The sequence below is a fragment of the Helicobacter pylori genome (assembly GCF_001998165.1).
GTDB classification, from domain to species: Bacteria; Campylobacterota; Campylobacteria; order Campylobacterales; family Helicobacteraceae; genus Helicobacter; species Helicobacter pylori_DL.
In genome coordinates, this window is the sequence record NZ_MTWR01000020.1 from 27,352 (window position 1) to 45,605 (window position 18,254).

The 18,254-nt window shown below is 40.4% G+C and carries 17 protein-coding genes; 11 read left to right on the forward strand and 6 right to left on the reverse strand.

Going from position 1 to position 18,254, the window contains the following annotated elements; translation table 11 throughout:
• Positions 1-60: 60 nt before the first annotated feature.
• From hcpA to mnmG, 3 genes are all read right to left on the reverse strand, one after another.
• A complete protein-coding gene (gene hcpA, locus BZK24_RS03135; protein ID WP_000901643.1) occupies positions 61-813 on the reverse strand; it encodes a Sel1-like repeat protein HcpA in 753 nt (250 codons plus the stop codon).
• 483 nt (positions 814-1,296) lie between these two features.
• Positions 1,297-2,463, reverse strand: coding sequence for a succinyl-diaminopimelate desuccinylase (gene dapE / locus BZK24_RS03140; protein WP_000992409.1), 1,167 nt, complete (start codon positions 2,461-2,463; stop codon positions 1,297-1,299).
• 10 nt (positions 2,464-2,473) lie between these two features.
• Positions 2,474-4,339 (reverse strand): tRNA uridine-5-carboxymethylaminomethyl(34) synthesis enzyme MnmG, encoded by a 1,866-nt coding sequence (gene mnmG / locus BZK24_RS03145; RefSeq protein ID WP_077656544.1) that lies wholly within the window; start codon positions 4,337-4,339, stop codon positions 2,474-2,476.
• Between the two features lie 95 nt (positions 4,340-4,434).
• Here mnmG and BZK24_RS03150 point away from each other — a divergent pair, with 95 nt between their 5' ends.
• Genes BZK24_RS03150 through BZK24_RS03165 form a run of 5 tightly spaced genes read left to right on the forward strand, consistent with a single transcriptional unit; the run spans position 4,435 to position 9,199 of the window.
• A complete protein-coding gene (locus tag BZK24_RS03150) occupies positions 4,435-6,093 on the forward strand; it encodes an SLC13 family permease (RefSeq protein WP_077656545.1) in 1,659 nt (552 codons plus the stop codon).
• A 12-nt stretch (positions 6,094-6,105) separates the two neighbouring features.
• Complete coding sequence (locus tag BZK24_RS03155) at positions 6,106-6,906, forward strand: phosphatidate cytidylyltransferase (protein ID WP_077656546.1); 801 nt, start codon at positions 6,106-6,108, stop codon at positions 6,904-6,906.
• Positions 6,907-8,013, forward strand: a complete 1,107-nt coding sequence (dxr, locus tag BZK24_RS03160) for a 1-deoxy-D-xylulose-5-phosphate reductoisomerase (protein WP_077656547.1) — start codon at positions 6,907-6,909, stop codon at positions 8,011-8,013. It begins immediately after the preceding gene.
• Positions 8,014-8,064: 51 nt separating this feature from the next.
• Complete coding sequence (locus BZK24_RS09345; protein WP_171972381.1) at positions 8,065-8,370, forward strand: beta-1,4-N-acetylgalactosaminyltransferase; 306 nt, start codon at positions 8,065-8,067, stop codon at positions 8,368-8,370.
• Positions 8,345-9,199, forward strand: a complete 855-nt coding sequence (locus BZK24_RS03165; RefSeq protein ID WP_171972382.1) for a beta-1,4-N-acetylgalactosamyltransferase — start codon at positions 8,345-8,347, stop codon at positions 9,197-9,199. The genes BZK24_RS09345 and BZK24_RS03165 overlap by 26 nt, the downstream gene beginning before the upstream one ends.
• A 69-nt stretch (positions 9,200-9,268) precedes the next feature.
• On the opposite strand, the gene BZK24_RS03170 is transcribed toward BZK24_RS03165, so the two are convergent.
• Positions 9,269-9,895: a YbhB/YbcL family Raf kinase inhibitor-like protein gene (locus BZK24_RS03170; RefSeq protein ID WP_171972383.1), complete on the reverse strand. Its 627-nt coding sequence runs from the start codon at positions 9,893-9,895 to the stop codon at positions 9,269-9,271.
• 65 nt (positions 9,896-9,960) lie between these two features.
• On the opposite strand from BZK24_RS03170, the gene BZK24_RS03175 reads away from it, so the two are divergent.
• The 6 genes from BZK24_RS03175 (at position 9,961) to msrB (ending at position 15,817) form a co-directional block, all read left to right on the forward strand.
• On the forward strand, positions 9,961-10,455 hold the full coding sequence (locus tag BZK24_RS03175; protein ID WP_077656548.1) for a helix-turn-helix domain-containing protein: 495 nt from the start codon (positions 9,961-9,963) through the stop codon (positions 10,453-10,455).
• A gap of 139 nt (positions 10,456-10,594) precedes the next feature.
• Positions 10,595-11,758, forward strand: coding sequence for a NifS family cysteine desulfurase (locus tag BZK24_RS03180; protein WP_001941508.1), 1,164 nt, complete (start codon positions 10,595-10,597; stop codon positions 11,756-11,758).
• Positions 11,759-11,779: 21 nt separating this feature from the next.
• Entirely contained in the window at positions 11,780-12,760 is a 981-nt protein-coding gene (locus BZK24_RS03185; protein WP_001052004.1) for an iron-sulfur cluster assembly scaffold protein NifU, read from the forward strand.
• A gap of 160 nt (positions 12,761-12,920) precedes the next feature.
• Positions 12,921-13,151, forward strand: coding sequence for a ribbon-helix-helix domain-containing protein (locus BZK24_RS03190; RefSeq protein ID WP_077656549.1), 231 nt, complete (start codon positions 12,921-12,923; stop codon positions 13,149-13,151).
• Positions 13,152-13,267: 116 nt separating this feature from the next.
• The gene (gene radA / locus BZK24_RS03195) at positions 13,268-14,614 is read left to right on the forward strand and encodes a DNA repair protein RadA (RefSeq protein WP_077656550.1); all 1,347 of its coding nucleotides are present in this window, start codon (positions 13,268-13,270) and stop codon (positions 14,612-14,614) included.
• 123 nt (positions 14,615-14,737) lie between these two features.
• Positions 14,738-15,817, forward strand: a complete 1,080-nt coding sequence (msrB, locus tag BZK24_RS03200) for a peptide-methionine (R)-S-oxide reductase MsrB (protein WP_000866616.1) — start codon at positions 14,738-14,740, stop codon at positions 15,815-15,817.
• A gap of 358 nt (positions 15,818-16,175) precedes the next feature.
• Here msrB and BZK24_RS03205 read toward each other — a convergent pair whose 3' ends face one another.
• Both BZK24_RS03205 and BZK24_RS03210 read right to left on the reverse strand, forming a co-directional pair.
• Complete coding sequence (locus BZK24_RS03205; RefSeq protein WP_021173721.1) at positions 16,176-17,009, reverse strand: sulfite exporter TauE/SafE family protein; 834 nt, start codon at positions 17,007-17,009, stop codon at positions 16,176-16,178.
• A gap of 212 nt (positions 17,010-17,221) precedes the next feature.
• Positions 17,222-18,254 (reverse strand): outer membrane protein (locus BZK24_RS03210; protein ID WP_143424369.1); only part of this gene is annotated, 1,033 nt, incomplete at its 5' end.

An 18,254-nucleotide genomic window follows, 5' to 3' on the forward strand; every position in this document is an offset into this window, starting at 1 on the left:
TTAAAATATAAAAAGCGTAAAAGCCAGCTAAACGCAGCGTTTAGCTTAACTTTATTGAAACTAAAGCTCTATTTTTAATTCCTTAAGAGCGTCGCATGCTTCTTTAACGCTTGATTTGCAGCCTTTTTTAAAGTTTTCTACCGCTTGCTTCTCATCCTTTGCTGTGCCTTGGGCGTTGTATTGCATAACCCCTAAATTATAACACCCCCTACCATCTTTTAATTCGCATGCTTTAGAATAACGAACGATAGCCTCCTTAAAATTCTTTGCCACACCATACATGTATCCTGCATTAATACACCCGGGGCTGTCTTTTAAATCGCAAGCTTTTTCATACAAATCAAGAGCCTTTCTTAAATCCTTAGGCGTGCCTACGCCATAATGGTGTAAGCTTCCTAATACCGTACACCCTTCAGCATGGTTCAATTCACAAGATTTAGAGTAATATTGTGAGGCTTTTTTGGCGTCTTTAGAAACGCCTTGTCCGTTATAGTATAAATTTCCTAGTAGGCGGCACCCATAACCATCATTTAATTCACAACCTTTAGTGTAAAATTGAATGGCTTTTTTCAAGTCTTTTCCCACTCCTTTCCCTTCTTCATAAAACGCCCCTAAAAAAACACACCCAAAGCCTTCTTTTAACTCACACGCTTTTTCAAAATGCGCTTTAGCTTGAGCGAAATCTTGTTTCTTCACGCTTTCTATACCTAAATTAACAAGTTCTTTAGCGTCTGGCTCTGCCATTAACCCTCTCAAACACAATGCACCCAAACACAAGACCCCAAAAAGGGTTTTTTTAACACTCCCTAACATGATATATCTCTTATTAAAAAAATGTAATCCTTTGTAATTATAATCAAATATTGACGATTAAAGCCTTATTGAATACCATTTTATTGGTAAAATAAAGAAAATGATTGAGAATTGCTTCTCTTTTAAGCGCGTTCCAACGCTTGAGCTGGATTGCCATGCGATAGGGGATATTAGTGAGAATAAAGCTGTATTAAAAGAGTTTGTTTTAAAAAGTTGATTGAGCTACCCCTTTAAGAGTGGCTTGGTAAGAGCCCCTTAAGAAATTTAATTTTTAACAACAGGAGCATGTAAAAACTGCAAAAACAAAAAAGGACCAAAAGATTATAGCGAGATTTGGTTATTTTGTTAAGCATTGCCCCACTCTTATAAAGGCTACAACAAATGGGTTGCAAGTGCGCTTAAAGCTTGAGTCGGTTTGGTATCGGCTAAAAGATCATTGGCGCTAAAAACAAAAACCCAATTAAAACGACTACCCTATTCCATTTATTTTTCGCTTAAATCCTCCAAAACCCCCAAAAACACTTTTTCTAAAAGCTCTAATTCCTTCAAGCTCACCCTTTCATCAACGGCATGGATCCTATCATTAATCACGCCAAATTCCACCACTTCTATGCCGTGAGCGCTAAAAAATCGCGCATCGCTCGTGCCGCCTTTGGTGTTTAAAAGGGGGGTGGTGCGGCATGTCTTTAAAATATTTTCTTGTAAAACGCTAGTAAGCTTTGAATGAGAAGCCGTGATGAAAGGCGAACTGCTTGATTCTAATTCTAAAGTATAAGGCAAATCTTTCAAAACCGTTTCTAAATATTCTTTCAAACTCTCTTTGGTGGTTTTTAAAGAATGGCGCGCATTAAAGGTAATTTCTACGCTCCCTGGTGTAACATTATTAGCCCCTAACCCTGCATGCAAGTTGGTGATGACCAATTTTGAAGGGTCAAAACACTCATCGCCATCGTCTAAATGAACTCCTGAAATCGAAGGCAAAACAGAAGCGAGCGCATCAATGGGGTTTTGGCATTTTTGCGGGTAAGCCACATGCCCTTGAGTGCCTTTTAAAATGAGTTTGCCATTAATAGAGCCTCTTCGGCCAATTTTGATGCTATCGCCTAGGATTTTTTCGCAAGTGGGTTCAGCCACAATCGCCATATGGGGCAATAAATCTTTTTCTTTGAGCTTTTCTAACATGAGTTTTGTGCCAAAAATCCCTGGCCCTTCTTCATCGCTTGTGAGTAACATAGAAAGCAAAAAAGGGGTTTTAGGGTTAAAATTTAAACTCGCGCTCAAAAACGCCCCCACGCCCCCCTTCATATCTTGTGCCCCACGGCCGTATAAAAACCCCTCTTTAATGATGGGTTTAAAGGGATCGCTTTGCCAATGATCTCCAGGAGGCACGACATCAATATGCCCCGCAAAGCAAAAATGCAAGGGCTTAACATTTTCTTTTGCATGCTTTTCTTTTGCATGTTCTTTTTTTGCATGCTCTTTGGGAGGGTTAAAAATGTGGTATAAAAAAAGGTTTTTCACGCCATTTTCCCTACATTCTAGGGTTTTAAAAGCAGGAAAAAGCGATTTAATGTATTCAAAAATACCGCATTCTTTGGGCGTAATGGTGGGGTAGCTGATGAGCTTTTGGGTGATTTCTAAAGCGTTCATTAAAAATCCTTTAAGAGTTTTTTCGCAAATGGATGTATAAATGCAAAACGTCTAAATTCGCCGGGGTGATCCCGCTGATTTCTGAGGCTTCAAAAAGGCTTTTAGGGCGGAATTTTTCTAACTTTTCTACCGCTTCTAAGCTTAAGCCTGGAATGCCTTTAAACACAAAACCTTTAGGGATAGAAACTTTGAGCATGCTATCCATTTTAGCGATATTTTCGTGTTGCTTTTTAATGTAAATATTATATTTGCATTCGATTTTAATCTGCTCTAAAACCCGCTCATTCAAGGGGGCTAAAAAGCTAAAAAAGGAGCGCATTTTTTCTATATTAAAACTATCGCGCGCTAAAAGGCTAACGCCATCAACCTTGTCATTGATAGGGTTTTCATCTAATTCGTTCAAGCGTTTTAACACTTCTTTACTAGGGGTAAGGACGCATTCTTTAAGGCGTTTCAAGTTTTCTTGTATTGCTTGTTTGTCTTTTTCTAATTCCTTATAAAAATCCTCTTCCATAAGCCCTAAACGATAGGCATGTTCGCCTAATCTAAAAAGCGTGTTGTCCTCTCTTAAAAGCAAGCGGTATTCGGCTCGGCTGGTAAACATTCTGTAAGGCTCATTCGTGCCTTTAGTCACCAAATCATCAATCAAAACGCCAATATAAGCTTCATTGCGCTTTAAAATAAAGGGGTCTTGATTCTTTAAGGCTAATACCGCATTAATCCCAGCCATAAGCCCTTGAGCCGCCGCTTCTTCATAGCCGGTAGTCCCGTTGATTTGCCCGGCCAAATAAAGCCCTTTGATTTTTTTGGTTTCTAAAGTGTGGGTCAATTCTGTGGGCTGGATAAAATCATACTCTATCGCATAGCCATAGCGCGTGATAAGGGCGTTTTCTAAGCCTTTGATAGAGTGAATGACCTTTTCTTGCACATCTAGGGGTAAAGAGGTGCTTAAGCCGTTGATATAATATTCGCTTTTGTGGATGGTTTGAGGTTCTAAAAACAGCTGGTGGCGTTCTTTTTCGCTGAAGCGGTTGATTTTATCTTCAATGCTAGGGCAATACCTTGGGCCTATGCCTTCAATTTGACCGCTAAATAGGGGGGCTCGGTGGAAATTATCCCTAATGATTTGATGGGTAATGGGGTTAGTGTAAGTGATAAAGCATGAGAGTTGGGTGGGGTTAAAATCTTTGGTTTTATAGCTGAAATAGGGAGGGTTTGTGTCCCCAAAATGCTCTTCTAAGCCTTCAAAGTTAATGCTATTGCCCGCCACTCTTGGGCAAGTGCCGGTTTTTAACCTCTCCACCTTAAAGCCAAGCTCCCTTAAATTCAAGGCTAAAGAATTAGAAGCGTTTTCCCCAAAGCGCCCGTTTTGGTTTTGGTGCTCGCCAATATGCACCACCCCTTTTAAAAAAGTGCCTGTGGTGATGATCACTTTTTTAGCTCTATAAGTGTTGTTAATGTTCGTGGTTACGCCCACTACCTCATCGTTTTCAAGGATTAAACTTTCGGTCATTTCTTGAGAGACGCTCAAATTAGGGGTGTTTAAAACGAGATTTCTTGCCAAAATGCGGTAAGTGTCCATATCAATTTGCGCTCTAGTCCCCCTAACCGCCGGCCCTTTAGAAGCGTTTAACACACGATATTGCAAACCGCTATGATCCGTAATAATCCCCATAGCCCCCCCTAAAACATCCACTTCTTTAGTCAAATGCCCTTTACCCAAGCCCCCAATGGCCGGATTACAGCTCGCTAAACCGATCGTGTCTATGAGCATGGTGATTAAATGCACCCTAGCCCCCATTTTAGCCGCAATCAAGCTCGCTTCAATGCCTGCATGCCCCCCACCAACCACTAAAATATCACTTTCTTTTACCACTCTTTTTCCTATTTTGATATGATTTTTCTAAAATCTTAGTTTTGAAAAAGTTTTATTGTAGCATGTAGGTTAGTAATTTTAAAGGGTAAAATAAAATGGAAAATCATTCGCATGCCAATACGCATACCGATACGCGCGCCGATGATAAAAGCACTAAGATCGTGCGCTTGTTTGGTCTTATAGGAGGAGCGTTAATCGCACTTATTATCTATTACGCTTTAAACGCTCAAATGCCTCACATTGTAGAAGAAATCCCCAAGCTTAATTCCTTAAATTATAAAGCGATGCCTGTTGTGGCTGGGGTGGCTGTTTTAATGGGGATATGGTGGATGACTGAAGCCATTGACTTGCCTGCAACCGCGCTTTTACCTTTGGTGCTTTTTAGCGTCTTTAGCGTGGATCAATTCGCTAGCGTTAGCTCTTCTTACGCATCGCCGATTATCTTTCTTTTTATGGGAGGGTTTATTTTAGCTTTAAGCATGCAAAAATGGAACTTGCACACGCGCATCGCTTTAAGCATTATTTTATTGGTAGGCACAAGCCCTAGGAGATTGATTTTAGGTTTCATGATAGCTACAGGCTTTCTGTCTATGTGGGTGAGCAATACTGCAACGGCGGTGATGATGCTCCCTGTTGGCATGAGCGTTTTGCAATTAGTCACTAAACTGGTGGGCAAAGAAAACGCCTCTAATTCATGGTATCAAAAAGAAGAAATCACCAAAGCGCATGGGGGTATTATGGGTAATATCGTGCATAAGGGTAAAGACATTACTCAAGTCATTCAAGAAAAGACGACTATCTATCGCACGAATTTCAGTATTTGCTTGATGCTTGGCATCGCTTATGCGGCTTCTATTGGCTCTTTAGGCACTTTGATTGGCACGCCGCCTAACGCTTTATTGGCCGGCTATATGAAAACCGCTTTCAATATTGAAATTGATTTCGCTCAGTGGATGGTGTTTGGGACGCCGTTAGCCTTTATCATGCTCATTTTAGCGTGGCTCTTGCTCACTTATGTGATTTTCCCTTTAAAGATTAAAGAAATCCCAGGGGGCAAGGAAGTCATTAGGGTGGAGTTAAAAAAATTAGGCCGTTTGAGTCAGGCGGAAATCTCGGTGGGCGTTATTTTTATCTTGGCGTCTTTAGGGTGGATTTTTTTGGGCGTAATGTTAAAAGCTTGGGGCATTAAGATAGATAAAATTGATTCCGTGATCGCTATGGGGGTTTCTGCGCTTTTATTCATTTTGCCAGCTAACCATCAGGGCGATAGGCTCATTGATTGGGATATTGCTAAAAAACTCCCTTGGGACGTGCTACTTTTATTTGGTGGCGGGTTGGCTTTGAGCGCGCAATTTTCTAAAACCGGGTTGAGTTTGTGGATCGGGCATTTGGTTTCTGGCTTTTCGCATTTACCGATTTTATTCATCATTGTCATGGTCACTTTAATGGTCATCTTCTTAACCGAAATCACTTCTAACACCGCCACTGCTGCGGCGTTTTTGCCGGTGATTGGAGGGGTGGCGATGGGCATGGGTTATGAAAACCACCAAAGCTTGTTATTGACCATTCCTGTAGCTTTGAGCGCGACTTGCGCGTTCATGCTCCCTGTAGCCACCCCACCCAATGCAATAGCTTATGGCTCTGGGTATGTTAAAATAACGGACATGATTAAAGCCGGTTTGTGGCTTAATTTGGTGGGCGTTGTTTTGATTAGCATGTTTAGCTATTTTTTGGTTTCGTTAATATTTAATTGATTAAGGAAAAAAGTGAAAGAAGAGTTATTTAAAGAAAAGTCTCGTTACATTACAGGGTTTGTTTTAATCATTGTAGCAGGCTTGATTTTGTATGCGGACAATTTGTTGTTGTTTTGGGCGGTTTTAGGGGGGATTTATGCGGTAGGGTTTTCTGAAGCGTTAAGGTTGTTCCAGGTCAAAGCAAGCTTTAGCTTGTATCTCATTTTAGTGTTGTCATGGGTGGCGGCGTATTTTAACGGGCATCCTGTAGAATGCGCTCTTATCAGCGCGATGGTCATGGCTAGCGTCATCGCTTATCAAAAAGCGCACCATAGCGAAGCCATTTTACCCTTTTTATACCCGGGCGTTGGGTTTTTTGCGCTTTTTGGGGTTTATAAGGATTTTGGTGCGGTAGCGATCATTTGGCTTTTAGTCGTGGTGGTGGCAAGCGATGTGGGGGCGTTTTTTGGAGGCAAGCTTTTAGGCAAAACCCCTTTCACAGCCACTTCGCCGAATAAAACCTTAGAGGGCGCGTTCATTGGCGTTGTTTTGGCGAGCGTTTTGGGATCGTTTGTGGGCATGGGGAAATTGAGCGGAGGCTTTCTTATGGCACTCTTTTTTAGTTTTTTAATCGCTCTTATGGCGGTGTTTGGGGATTTGTATGAAAGCTATTTGAAAAGAAAGGCCGGGATCAAAGATAGCGGTAAGATTTTACCCGGGCATGGGGGCGTTTTAGACCGATTGGATTCCATGCTTTTTGGGGCTTTGAGCTTGCATGTGCTGTTGTATTTTTTAGAAGTTTGGAAAGAGACGGCGGTGTTTTTAGGGGATTGAATGGTTGTTTTAGGAAGCACCGGCTCTATCGGGAAAAACGCCCTTAAAATCGCAAAAAAATTTGGCGTAGAAATAGAAGCCTTAAGCTGTGGGAAAAATATCGCTTTAATCAATGAGCAAATCCAAATTTTCAAACCCAAGAAAGTAGCGATCTTTGATCCTAGCGATTTGAATGATTTAGAGCCTTTGGGCGCGGAAGTGTTTGTAGGGCTAGAGGGCATTGATGCGATGATAGAGGAGTGCGTTTCCAATTTAGTCCTTAACGCCATTGTGGGCGTGGCCGGATTGAAAGCGAGCTTTAAAAGCTTACAAAGGAACAAAAAACTAGCCCTAGCGAATAAAGAGAGCTTGGTAAGCGCTGGGCATTTGTTAGACATTTCACAAATCACGCCCATTGATAGCGAGCATTTTGGTTTGTGGGCGTTGTTGCAAAACAAGACTTTAAAGCCTAAATCCTTAATCATTAGCGCGAGTGGGGGGGCTTTTAGAGACACGCCCTTAGATCTTATCGCTATTCAAAACGTGCAAAACGCGCTCAAGCACCCTAATTGGAGCATGGGGGATAAAATCACCATTGATTCAGCGAGCATGGTCAATAAACTTTTTGAAATTTTAGAAACCTATTGGCTTTTTGGCGCGTCTTTAAAGATTGACGCGCTGATTGAAAGAAGTTCTATCGTGCATGCTTTGGTGGAGTTTGAAGACAACTCTGTCATCGCGCATTTAGCGAGCGCAGACATGAAACTACCCATAAGCTACGCCATTAACCCCAAATTCGCTTCGTTGAACGCTTCCATCAAGCCCTTAGATTTATACGCTTTAAGTGCGATTAAATTTGAACCCATTAGCATGGAGCGCTACACTTTGTGGTGCTATAAAGACTTGTTGCTAGAAAACCCTAAGCTTGGCGTGGTGTTGAATGCGAGCAATGAGGTGGCGATGGAGAAGTTTTTGAATCAAGAAATCGCTTTTGGTGGCCTTATCAAAACCATTTCTCAAGCCTTAGAATTGTATGCTAAAAAATCTTTCAAGCTCTCTAGTTTAGAAGAAGTGCTAGAATTGGATAAGGAAGTTAGGGAGCGTTTTAAAAATGTAGCGGGAGTGTAGTATAATGAGATTTTGCTTTTAATAGCGTTTTTATTCCAATTAGGAGTTTTTATGGGGTTAAAAAATAAAATCAAGGGTTTTATTAAAGAGAGAATGCCTTTTGTGGTTAGATATATTCGTAGTTTAAAAGGGGCCAAAAACATTTATGATGAAATCAATCATGAAATTAAGGAAATGTTGGAGGCTAAAAAACTTCATTCTCTTCAAGAAAAAGCTTTATTCAACCATGACCATCAAGAAAGCGTGTTTTTAGCTATCGTCTCTTTAAATAATGAATATTTCATTGAACGCAATAAGAGTATTTATAAAAATAGTTCTCTTAATTATAATTATGGGGGGGGGGCATTTAGAAGATAGGGTTATCCATCCCACTTTAACTCTACCCAATCCCACGCATTCAGGTTATTTTGACTATGATAAAAAAAGTCAAAACCCTAAAAGCCCTCTAAACCCATGGGCTTTTATTAGAGTCAAAAACGAAATCGTTACTTTAGAAGAGAGTTTGTTTTCTATGCTTCCTGCCGTTCAAAGGGGGGTCATTGGTTTTAATGATTGCGATGATGGCTCTAAAGAAGTGGTTTTAGAGTTTTGTAAAAAGTTCCCCTCATTTATCCCTATCAGCTATCCTTATGAAGTCATGCTAAAGGATTGCCCGAGTTTGTGGCACCAATTTTATCATTACTCTAATTATACGCTTTCTTTTATCCCTAAAAATGAGTGGGTAGTAAAAATTGATTGCGATCATATCTATGACGCTAAAAAGCTTTATGAAAGTTTTTATATCCCTAAGAGCATTAAAGAGGTTGTGATGTATTCGCGCATTAATTTTGTGGTGCGAGATTTTGAAGTGTTTGTGTGTAATAGTGGGGATTTTGGGTTTTTAGACGCATGGGGGGATCATTGGTTATTGTATAACGATTGCGAGCCTTTTGAAATTTGGCGCTACAATGATGAAAGTTATGAAGTCCTAAAGCTTAAAGATAAACACCATATTAAAGATAAGGAAATGGTGCAATGGCACTTCCCTTTGGCTAAAAAGAGGCGAAACGCTATCGTTTATGACGATTTGATCCCTTTAAAAGAATTCAAAAAACGCCATGCCGATTTGATAGGCACAAGGATTGAAGAAAGCATGCTAGATGAAAAGAGGATTTTAGAGGTATATCAAAAATTCCGCTTGCCTTAAATCAATCATCGTTTTTTGCTTCCATGCTCTATTTGTAGGTTCATTGAACTAAACCTACAAGCTTATAGCCTATTTCCTTACAAACTGCTTGTATAAAAATTCCTTTCTCCCTATGGCGATGATATGGTTGCGCATTTTGTCATGCAAATCGCCTAAGAAAAAAGGGGCTTTTAATTCCAGTTTAGGAATGTCTAGAGCATACACTTGAATCAAGTAATGGTGATCGCCATTAGGAGGCATGGGGCCGATATAGACGCTGTTGTTGAGATTGGAGCGTTGTTTTTCGCTTTCATTAAGAGAGGAACGGATAAAGCCTTGAGTGAGCGAATTGACCCCTTGAGTGATCCTTTTATCCATCATGGAAGCGTTTTCTTCTAAGACATTGTAAGAAATATTGCCCACGACCCAATGGACAAACGGCATGCCGCACACTTTTTGTGCGTCATGATCGATGAGTTCTAACGCATAGCTTTTAGCGCCTTCCACTTTTTGCCATGAGATTTTAGGCGAATAAGTGGGTAAGCCGTTTGGGTTAAGAAACCCCCTAGGAGCGTTACCGCCAAATTTAGCGTCCAAATACCCTTCTGAATCGGTTTGAATCATCACTTCAAAAGTTTTCATTTTAAGCCCTTTTTCTTTGAAATCATTTTCCTTTATTGTAGCATGATCATAAAAACACATCTTAATTTGGAGCATGGTATTAGAATAATCATTTTTAATGATTAAATAGTTATTTATTTTTACTAGTTACCATTGAACGCATGGAAAGTAGAATAAATCGTTTGAGCGCCAAAATAGACGCACTATTGGAACAGCAAAAAAGAGTGATTTCGTTGTTAGAAACTTATTTGAGCGTTTATTCCACACCACAAGAGGCTTCAAATAAGCTTTTTAAGGGCATTAGTCAAGGCATGGAGTTGGCCCCAGAAATCGCGCAAGAAGATGAAGAAAAACGCCTTTATGTGTTGCAATATTTAAGCCATGTGGATATTACCAAAAACAAGCAAGACTCTCAGCTCAAAAAAGATTGTTTGGAATTTATCCAAAGGTTTAATATCCCAAAACCCCTTATCATTACCGCTCTTTATAACCTTAAGGGCATTAAACCCACTAAAAAAGAAGTGGCGAAACAATTGCAAAAACTCTATGTATGGGAGAGGCGTTACCAACAAGGGGGGATAGACGCTTTAAAAGACAGGCGTGGGAGACCCCTTAAAAACCCTAAGCGGGTTGATAATGGCTATGTTGGTTTTTAATGGAGGTATTCGTGTTTCTCAAAATGTTTTTTAAAATTCATCTTATTTTAAGTTAAAATTAAGAAAATATCTTGTATTTAATCATAATTTAGACTTAGATAAGAAAATCTATGTAAAATTTTTGAGGAGAATATTAACCTTGTTACAACGAATTTATTTAGACAATAACGCTACAACTAGGATTGACCCTAAAGTCAAGGAGATCATGGATCCTTTTTTAAGGGATCATTACGGGAACCCTAGCTCGTTACACCAGTTTGGCACAGAAACCCACCCAGCCATTGCAGAAGCACTGGATAAGCTCTATAAGGGCATTAACGCTAGGGATATAGATGATGTGATCATCACTTCTTGCGCGACAGAGAGCAATAATTGGGTTTTAAAGGGCGTGTATTTTGATGAATGTTTGAAAAAGGGCAAAAACCATATTGTAACCACGGTTGCAGAGCATCCGGCGGTGCGATCCACTTGTAATTTTTTAGAAAGCTTGGGGGTGGAGGTTACTTACTTGCCCATTAATGAGCATGGGAGCATCACCGCCGATCAAGTCAAAGAAGCGATCACAGAAAAAACCGCTTTAGTGAGCGTGATGTGGGCGAATAATGAAACCGGTCTCATTTTCCCTATTGAAGAAATTGGGGCTATCTGTAAAGAAAAGGGCGTGTTGTTCCATACCGATGCGGTGCAAGCGATTGGTAAAATCCCTGTAGATGTGTTGAAAGCGAATGTGGATTTCCTTTCTTTTAGCGCGCACAAATTCCATGGGCCTAAAGGCATTGGGGGTTTATACATTAGAAGTGGGGTGGGATTGACCCCTCTTTTTCATGGCGGGGAGCATATGAATGGCAGGCGCAGCGGGACTTTGAACGTGCCTTATATCGTGGGCATGGGCGAAGCGATGAAATTAGCCGTAGAGCATTTAGACTATGAAAAAGAAGTGGTAGGGAAATTGCGCGACAAATTAGAAGAAGCGCTTTTGAAAATCCCTGATGTGATGGTAGTAGGGGATCGAGTCCATCGTGTGCCTAACACGACTTTAATCAGCGTGAGAGGGATTGAAGGAGAGGCCATGCTGTGGGATTTGAATCGCTCTAATATCGCCGCTTCCACAGGGAGCGCTTGCGCGAGTGAGGATTTAGAGGCTAACCCCGTAATGGTGGCGATTGGGGCGAGTAAGGAATTGGCTCATACCGCTATCAGGCTTTCATTGAGCCGTTTTAACACGGAAGCTGAGATTGACAAAACGATTGAAGTTTTCTCTCAAGCGGCTGTAAGATTGAGAAACATTTCAAGCTCTTATTAAAAAGAACATAAAGGAATCAAAATGGCAAAACATGATTTAGTGGGATCGGTTCTCTGGGACGCATATTCTAAAGAAGTTCAAAGGCGCATGGATAACCCTACGCATTTAGGGGTCATCACAGAAGAGCAGGCTAAAGCCAAAAACGCTAAGCTCATTGTGGCGGATTACGGCGCAGAAGCATGCGGTGATGCGGTGAGGTTGTATTGGCTTGTAGATGAAAGCACGGACACGATTATTGATGCGAAATTTAAAAGCTTTGGTTGCGGGACAGCGATCGCAAGCTCAGATATGATGGTAGAATTGTGTTTGAATAAAAGAGTCCAAGATGCAGTAAAAATCACGAATTTAGATGTGGAAAGAGGCTTGAGAGACGATCCGGACACGCCGGCTGTCCCTGGGCAAAAAATGCACTGCTCGGTGATGGCGTATGATGTGATCAAAAAAGCTGCCGGCATGTATTTGGGGAAAAACGCTGAAGATTTTGAAGAAGAGATCATCGTGTGCGAGTGTGCTAGGGTGAGTTTAGGCACGATTAAAGAAGTGATTAAGCTCAATGATTTAAAAAGCGTTGAAGAAATCACTAACTACACCAAAGCCGGTGCCTTTTGTAAAAGCTGTGTGAGGCCTGGAGGGCATGAAAAAAGGGATTATTACCTAGTGGATATTCTTAAAGAAGTGCGCGAAGAAATGGAAGCTGAAAAACTTAAAGCCGCTGCGAATAAATCCCAAAGTGGGGAATTGGCTTTTAGGGAAATGACTATGGTTCAAAAGATTAAAGCGGTGGATAAAGTCATAGATGAAAATATCCGCGCTATGCTTATGATGGATGGGGGGGATTTAGAGATTTTAGACATTAAAGAAAGCGATGATTACATTGATGTGTATATCCGCTACATGGGGGCATGCGATGGGTGCATGAGCGCGACTACCGGGACTTTATTTGCCATTGAAAACGCTTTGCAGGAATTATTGGATCGCAGTATCAGAGTGTTACCGATTTGATTTGTTTTGATATTTTTAGGGGGTGAAGGCCTTTTTTGAGCGAAGCGCTAATAAACTCAAAATGAGGAATGATCAGCGCTTGTAACATTATTCATTATACGCTACTTTTATGCTAACATGCTATTTTGAAGCGATTTGCGATGATGATTGAAGGAACTTGATGGAAAAGACAGAAAACACAGATGAAACTCGCTTGAGGGAAACTAAAAATAAACTAGGACGCAAACCAAAAGCAGACGCTAATAAAAAAACTCGTGCGGTAAGCTTGTATTTTTCTGATGAGCAATACCAAAAACTAGAGAAAATGGCTAACGAAGAAGAAAGCGTGGGATCTTATATCAAACGCTATATTTTGAAAGCTTTAAGAAAAATAGAGCAAAATGGCCCTTGATAACTTTTTAACTTGTTTTTAGTTTAACTCCACGGGTTTTACTATAAAGCAAAATGATTAAAACCCCCATTTTTATCTGGTCTTTAGCTGTGTGATTTTTAAAAAGAGGGAATACTATGGCTAAAAAAACTTCTTTATTTGAGTGTCAGCATTGTGGTTTTACAAGCCCTAAATGGCTAGGAAAGTGCACTCAGTGCAACGCATGGGAGAGTTTTATAGAATTGAACCAAGCCCAAAAGGAAATTTTAAACGCGCTTAAAAATCCGATCCCACAAGCACAAAAAAGCGTTTCTATCGCTGCAATTGAGCATGAAGAAGTGGTGAAATTTTCTTCCACTCAAAGCGAATTGGATATTGTCTTAGGTGGGGGGATCGCTAAAGGAGGGTTGTATTTAGTGGGGGGGAGTCCTGGGGTGGGGAAATCCACTCTGCTTTTAAAAGTGGCTTCTGGCTTAGCCAAAAACCAGCAAAAGGTTTTGTATGTGAGCGGGGAAGAGAGCTTGAGCCAGATTAAAATGCGCGCCACTAGATTGGATTGCATAGAAAAAGAATTGTATCTGCTCAATGAAATCAATTGGCCTGTGATTAAGGCTAATATAGAAAGCGAAAATTATTTTGCTTGCGTGATTGATTCTATCCAAACGCTTTATTCGCCAGAGATTTCTTCAGCCCCCGGCTCTATTTCGCAAGTGCGAGAGATCACTTTTGAGCTCATGCGTTTGGCAAAAACAAGAGATGTTGCTATTTTTATCATTGGTCATATCACTAAAGAAGGGAGCATCGCAGGGCCTAGAGTGCTAGAGCATATGGTAGATAGCGTGCTGTATTTTGAGGGCGATCCCAGTAGGGAATTAAGGATTTTGAGGAGTTTTAAAAACCGCTTTGGCCCTACGAGTGAAATCGGCTTGTTTGAAATGAAAGAGCAGGGTTTGGTGAGCGCTAAAGAAGCTTCAAGCTTGTTTTTTTCCAAAGAAGAGCCTATGGAGGGGAGTGCGATTACTATCACTTTAGAAGGCTCAAGAGCGTTGATTTTAGAGATTCAGGCGTTGGTGAGCGAGTGCAGTTTTGGAGTGCCCAAACGATTAGCAAACGGGTTTGACACTAACCGCCTTAACATGCTTATTGCTTTGTTAGAAAAAAAACTAGAAATCCCTTTAAACCGCCATGATGTGTTTATCAATGTGAGCGGAGGCATCAAAATTAGCGAGCCGGCTTGCGATTTAGCGGTGATTGCCAGTATCCTTTCAAGCTTTAAAAACAGAAAAATTGACAATAAAACGGCGTTTTTGGGCGAAGTGAGTTTGAATGGTAGGATTTTAGAAGCCCCTAATTTGAATGCTAGATTGAAAGAAATGGAAAATTACGGCTTTTTAAAAGCCATATTGCCTAAAAAACCCAGTCAAAAAACATCTATCAAATGCTATGAAGCCAATGCGGTGGGTAAGATTGTTGAATGGATGTGATTTTAACTTTTGTTACCTAATAGAACAGAGTCTTATTAAAATTTAAACTCAATTTAAAGAGCAATTACCATTTTTTTTAGTTATAATGGCAAACACCATTAAAATCAAAACAAAGGTTATTCAATGAAGGTATTATCTTATTTGAAAAATTTTTATCTTTTTTTAGCGATAGGAGCAATTATGCAAGCGAATGAAAACATGGGATCTCAACACCCAAAAACCGATGAAAGAGTGATTTACTTGGCTGGGGGGTGCTTTTGGGGGCTAGAGGCGTATATGGAGAGGATTTATGGCGTCATAGACGCAAGCTCTGGCTACGCTAACGGCAAGACTTCAAGCACGAATTATGAAAAATTGCATGAGAGCGATCATGCTGAAAGCGTGAAAGTGATCTATGATCCTAAAAAGATCAGTTTGGACAAGTTGTTGCGTTACTATTTTAAGGTGGTTGATCCGGTGAGCGTGAACAAGCAAGGTAATGATGTGGGCAGGCAGTATCGCACAGGGATTTATTATGTCAATAGCGCGGATAAGGAAGTGATAGACAACGCTTTAAAAGCGTTACAAAAAGAAGTGAAAGGCAAAATCGCCATTGAGGTAGAGCCTTTAAAAAATTATGTGAGGGCTGAAGAGTATCACCAAGATTATTTGAAAAAACACCCTGGTGGTTATTGCCATATTGATTTGAAAAAGGCGGATGAAGTGATTGTGGATGACGATAAATACACTAAACCTAGCGATGAAGTTTTAAAGAAAAAACTCACCAAACTCCAGTATGAAGTTACGCAAAACAAACACACTGAGAAACCCTTTGAAAACGAGTATTACAACAAAGAAGAAGAGGGCATTTATGTGGATATTACCACAGGCGAGCCGTTATTTTCTTCAGCGGATAAATACGACTCTGGTTGCGGGTGGCCAAGCTTTTCTAAGCCCATCAATAAAGATGTGGTGAAATACGAAGACGATGAGAGCCTTAATAGGAAACGCATTGAAGTGTTGAGCCGTATTGGTAAGGCGCATTTGGGGCATGTGTTTAACGATGGACCTAAAGAATTAGGGGGCTTAAGGTATTGCATCAACAGCGCGGCTTTAAGGTTTATCCCCTTAAAAGACATGGAAAAAGAGGGCTATGGCGAGTTTATCCCTTATATCAAAAAGGGTGAATTGAAAAAATACATCCAAGATAAAAAAACGCATTAAGGGGTAATGACTAAGCCTCCTAATGGGGGTTTAAGCGTTTGGATTATCTTAAAAACATCTCAAACCGCCTTAAATAATTTATTTTTTGATTACTCTTACTTTGAAGACATTCTTTTTTAAGTTTTATGGTTTTGTTCTCATCAAATAAAGATAACTAAAACTTTTTATTTTTTTTAAAATGGGGTTTTTAATTTTATTTTTTGTTTCAAACTCATTTTTTAAGGGGGTAGGGGGTTATCCCATTACAACCCCCAACTAATTTCCCCTAACCCTAAAGAAGCGCTTTTTTAGAGATTATCGCTTGCTGGTGAAAGCTTTTTGGTATTAATTTTAAAAATGCCCTTGAGCGTTTTTAGATTTACCCCATAATGAGCTTGTGTAAAGTCGCTAAAATGCTTAAAGCATAAATGAGGAGCAACAGGATTTTATGCACCTTTTCATTAGCCAAAGCGATGAGCTTGATCCCAATGCCCACCCCTAAAAACGCTCCGACACCGGTGATCACCCCGGCTTGAACGCTTACATCATCAAGAACCTTCCCGTTATAAAGAGAGATGACCCCAGATAAAGAAGCGAACACCACAAAAAATAGCCCCAAAGGCACGATTTTTTTAGAATCGTATTTTAAAAAATAGCCCAAAAACGGCACCATTAAAATCCCCCCACCCATGCCTAGCGGGATAGAAAAGATGCCGGTAACAAAACCAGCGAGCATCAAAACCCCATGCGTTCTATCCATAGACACAAAAGGGATTGCGCGCTTTTTTTCGGGCGTTTTGTTATTCGCATGCAAATCAAAATGCATTTCTTCAAAATGCTCTGGCTTCTTGTTGTTAGAAAAAGCGTATTTGATAAAGGTGTAGCACACCACCACCACAAACACGCTCATTAAAATTTTATCGTTAATGATTTTTAAGATAAAGCTCCCTAAAACCGCCCCCATTAGCCCTCCAAGTGCAGCAAATGAGCCTTCTTTCAAATCCAACAAGCCCTTTTTGTAATTGATGATAGAGCCGACCACTGAAGAAAAAAGCATTTGCATGAGCGAAATACCCACCGCATGGCTATAACTAAAATGGGCAAAAATCGCGCTAGGGACGACAATCTCCCCCCCACCAATACCAAAAAACCCGGCGGTGATGCCGGTGAATAGCCCCACAAGAGCCAAAATAAACGCTGTTGATTCTTCCATGAAAAACTCCCTAAATTCTAAATTATTACTTTATCAAAAAAGAGCGATAATCTTTAAAAAATCTTTCTTTAATGATTGCAAAAATAGGGTTTTGATTACTTTAATTTTATCGCTTGAGAGCGATTTATAAGAGATTATCCAAGATCTCTTTATTTGCTTAATTTAAAAATGCCTTCAAGCGTTTTCAGCAAGCCCCCTTTTTTAAAGAGGGTTTAATAAGCAAACACATAATTCAAATACACGCTATAGAGCCTTCTGTATTTGAGTTCAGCGCCCATGAAAGAATAATAGTTGGTGTTGATCGTGGGGATCTTAAAGCCTAATTCAATGCCATGCTGAGCGGCATGATCGCTGTCTTTTTTCTTAGGCCTAGCGAGGTTCATTCTCAAGCCTAAGTCAAACAAAAATTGGAAATTAGAAGTGCTGACATTAGCGTTATAAATGCCATTCATCATGGTCAAATTCACTTGTTGGGAATTAAGCCATGAAGTCCCGGCTAACGCAAAGCCTCCAAAAAGCCCCACGGAAAGCTTGTTATTTTTGCCTAAGAAATTGGTGTTTTTATCGTTAATGAAGTTATAAAGAGCGTCCATACCCACCCCATAAGTCCACACATCAGAAGCGGAGTTGAAGAAATTGGATTTGATATAAGCATGGTTGTAATCAAAGAAACCATAATACCTTAACCCCCAATTCCTTTTTTTACCAAAGAATTGCTTGTAACCCACTTGCACGCCGATGCCGTTCATTGCGCCGTTATTGTTTTGATAGTCAATCACGCCGATACGCCTGAAAGGGTTTTTGCCTAATTCTTGCGTGATGGTTTGGAGCTGGCTGTATTTGTTGGTATCCAAAGAATAAGTGAGCAAACCTTCTGGGGAATTAGGGTTTTGAGTGGCATGCGTCATGTTTTGAAGGGACTTAGCGTTAGGCAAATGAGAGATACCGCTATTGATCGCTTTTGAGTCGTTCCCTAAAGTGCTAAGGGCTTCTTTAAAATCCAAAATGGTTTGAGCCAAAGCTTTCTCTTGATTGACCTGGTTGCCGTAATAAGTGGTGTGTTGCTCTAAAGAATTGAGAGTCTCTTTCACAAACGCGCAGCCTGAACCCCAAGTGTTATTAGTGATCACACCAGCCGATCCTGCTTTACATTCTTCTAAATCCCCTTGGATAGGCCCTTGAATGCTGTGGAAATTGTTCGCTACTTGCTTAGCTAAATTTAAAATCTCTGCTTGAGCGTTAGCT